The 2,979-nt window shown below is 71.1% G+C and carries 3 protein-coding genes; 2 read left to right on the top strand and 1 reads right to left on the bottom strand.

Annotation, left to right across the window (positions count from 1 at the left end; genetic code table 11):
• Positions 1-1,278 (bottom strand): exodeoxyribonuclease VII large subunit, encoded by a 1,278-nt coding sequence (xseA, locus tag BGN97_RS11365; protein ID WP_292701421.1) that lies wholly within the window; start codon positions 1,276-1,278, stop codon positions 1-3.
• 64 nt (positions 1,279-1,342) lie between these two features.
• On the opposite strand from xseA, the gene BGN97_RS11370 reads away from it, so the two are divergent.
• The gene (locus tag BGN97_RS11370) at positions 1,343-2,407 is read left to right on the top strand and encodes a 4-hydroxy-3-methylbut-2-enyl diphosphate reductase (RefSeq protein ID WP_285634086.1); all 1,065 of its coding nucleotides are present in this window, start codon (positions 1,343-1,345) and stop codon (positions 2,405-2,407) included.
• Positions 2,408-2,498: 91 nt separating this feature from the next.
• A partial coding sequence (locus tag BGN97_RS11375) for a DUF6264 family protein (protein ID WP_292701423.1) occupies positions 2,499-2,979 on the top strand: 481 nt, incomplete at its 3' end.

The raw sequence follows: 2,979 nt of genomic DNA on the forward strand, positions 1-2,979 counted from the left end.
TCAGCCCGCCTCGGGGATCTCGCCCTCGGAGCGGGCTCGCAGCGAGCCGCGGTCGACGGTCACCGTCAGCGGCGTGCCTGCCGGGGCATCCGCGGCGTCGCGCACGATGCGCCCGTCGTCCAGGTGCACGATCCCATAGCCGCGAGCCAGCGTCGCCGCGGGGGAGAGGGCCCGCAGCGATGCACGCAGCTCGGCGGTGGTGCGCTGGGCGGTGTCCAGCCGCCGGGTGAGGGTGTCGCGGCCTCGGGAGGCCAGCAGCCACACCTCCTGGGCGCGGTCGTCGATGATCGGATCGGGTGTGCGCAGCACGGGCCGCGAGCGGAGCTGCTCGAGCTGGGCGATGTCGTGCGAGATCCGCTGGGTGAGGCGGCTGGTGGCGCGGGCGCGCAGCTGGGCGATCAGCGCGCGCTGCTCGCCCACGTCAGGGACGACGCGCTTCGCAGCATCCGTCGGAGTCGATGCCCGCAGGTCGGCGACGTCGTCGAGCAGGGGGTGGTCGTTCTCGTGTCCGATGGCGCTGACGACGGGAGTGGATGCCGCGGCCACGGCGCGCACGAGTCGCTCGTCGCTGAAGCCGAGCAGCGTCTGCGGGTCGCCGCCACCGCGCGCGATGATGATCACGTCGACCTCGGGGTCGGCATCCAGCCGCTTCAGCGCGGCGAGCACCTCGGGCACGCTGCGGTCGCCCTGCACGGCAACGTGCGCGGTGCGGAAACGCACCTGCGGCCAGCGCAGCTCGGCGTTGCGCAGCACGTCCTTCTCGGCATCCGACTTCTCGCCGGTGATCAGGCCGATGCAGTGCGGAAGGAACGGGAGCCCCTTCTTGCGGCTCGCGTCGAACAGCCCCTCCTGACGCAGCTGCGCACGCAGCTTCTCCAGCCGCTCCAGCTGGTCGCCCAGACCGACGTGCTTCATGGCGGAGACGATGAAGCTGAAGTCCCCGCCCTTGACGAAGTAGTCCGCCTTCACCGCGGCGACGACATGATCGCCGACGGCGAGGTCGGCGGGGATGCGCGCGCGCACGCTCGACCACACGCGGACGGAGATCTGCGCGTCGGAGCGCACGTCCTTCAGCCGCGCGAACACGTTGCCCGCGCGCAGGTTCCACGAGGTGATCTCGCCTTCCACCCACACCGTGTTCCACCGCGCGATGAAGTCGCGGATCGTCCCGTTCAGCCGCGCGACCGATGTCGGGGCATCCGGCGTCGAGTCGCGCGGAGCGACCGAATCCGCGGGTGGCGGCTCGCCGGGGAGCGCGGCGGCTTCGAAGACGGTCATGCGTCCATTGTCCCGGATGCCGCCGACACGGCCCTTCATCAGGCGCCCTCGGTAGACTTCAAGGGTGAGTGCAACCATCGTCAGGCTTCCCGAGCCCCCGCGCCCAGCCCGTCGATCGGCGCCCCTCCAGGACCGTCCCGTCGACGGAGCGAAGCGCGTGCTGCTGGCAGCCCCGCGCGGCTACTGCGCGGGTGTCGACCGGGCCGTCGTGGCGGTCGAGAAGGCTCTGGAGCGCTACGGCTCGCCGGTGTACGTGCGCAAGCAGATCGTGCACAACATCCACGTCGTGACCGAGCTCGAGAAGAAGGGCGCGATCTTCGTCGACGAGGTCGACGAAGTGCCAGAGGGCGCCCACGTCGTCTTCAGCGCGCACGGTGTCGCGCCGGCCGTGGTCAACGCGGCATCCGACCGCGGCCTGCACGCGATCGACGCGACCTGCCCGCTGGTGACCAAGGTGCACCGCGAAGCAGTGCGCTTCGCGCGGGACGACTTCGAGATCCTGCTCATCGGCCACGACGGCCACGAGGAGGTCGAGGGCACCGCGGGCGAGGCTCCCGACCACGTGACCATCGTCAACTCCCCGGACGAGGCGGACACCGTCGTCGTCAAGGATCCGAGCAAGGTGGTCTGGCTGTCGCAGACCACGCTGTCCGTCGACGAGACCATGGAGACGGTCAACCGACTCCGCACCCGCTTCCCTGAGCTGCACAATCCGCCGTCCGACGACATCTGCTACGCCACGCAGAACCGTCAGGTGGCGATCAAGAAGGTCGCGAAGGACGCCGATCTGGTGATCGTGGTCGGCTCCGCGAACTCGTCCAACAGCGTCCGCCTGGTCGAGGTCGCCCTCGAGCACGGTGCGAAGGCCGCCTACCGCGTGGACTACGCCGACGAAGTGAAGCAGGAATGGCTCGACGGCGTGCGCACGGTCGGCGTCACCAGCGGAGCATCGGTGCCCGAGGTCCTCGTCCGCGAGGTGCTCGAGGCGCTCAGCGAGGCGGGCTACGGCGACGTCGAAGAGGTGCGCACGGCCGAGGAGGACCTGATGTTCTCGCTCCCCAAGGAGCTGCGTCAGGATGCCGCGGGCAAGCGCGACGAGCGCGCCCTGGGCGGACGCTCGGGGCACTGACCTCGTAGGGCCTCGCTCCCGCGCGGTCGCCGTCCCGCCCGACGGCGGCGTTCACATCCCCGCCCAAGGCCCGGGCGGTAGCGTGGATGCCATGAGTGTCGACCGGCCGCAGTACGGCGAATACGCAACGCCCGAGGAGCAGCGTGCGCGCGCAGGCCTGCCGCCCGTGGAGCAGATGCCGACGGCATCCGCTCCGGCACCCGCCCCGCCCGTGCCGCAGCAGTCGGCGGCGCCCGTCGCCCCGGGCGCGCGTCCCGCGAGCCGGGCCCAGGTGCTGATCACCGCCGTGATGCTCGGCGTCGGCGTGGTGAACGTGCTCTCGTCGATCCCGCAGTTCCTCGACCTCTCCGCCACGCTCCAGCAGACCCTGAAGATGCTGGGCGGGGAGGGCACCTTCTCCAACTTCGCGGTCGCCAGGACCTGGGGCGTGATCGCGGTGCTCGTGCTGGTCGCGGGCTATGCGGCCACGGTGTGGCTCTCGGTGCGCCGGATCCGGCTCAGCCGCTCGTCGTGGTGGGTGCCGCTGGTGGGCTTCGCCGTCACCATGTTCGCCGTGTCGATCTGCGTCTCGG

This window comes from Microbacterium sp. 69-10 (genome assembly GCF_001897945.1).
In the GTDB taxonomy this organism is placed as follows: Bacteria; Actinomycetota; Actinomycetes; order Actinomycetales; family Microbacteriaceae; genus Microbacterium.

Excerpts from the sequence above, each read along its gene's own strand:
- xseA (WP_292701421.1), bottom strand. The coding sequence starts at position 1,278 with ATGACCGTCTTCGAAGCCGCCGCGCTCCCCGGCGAGCCGCCACCCGCG.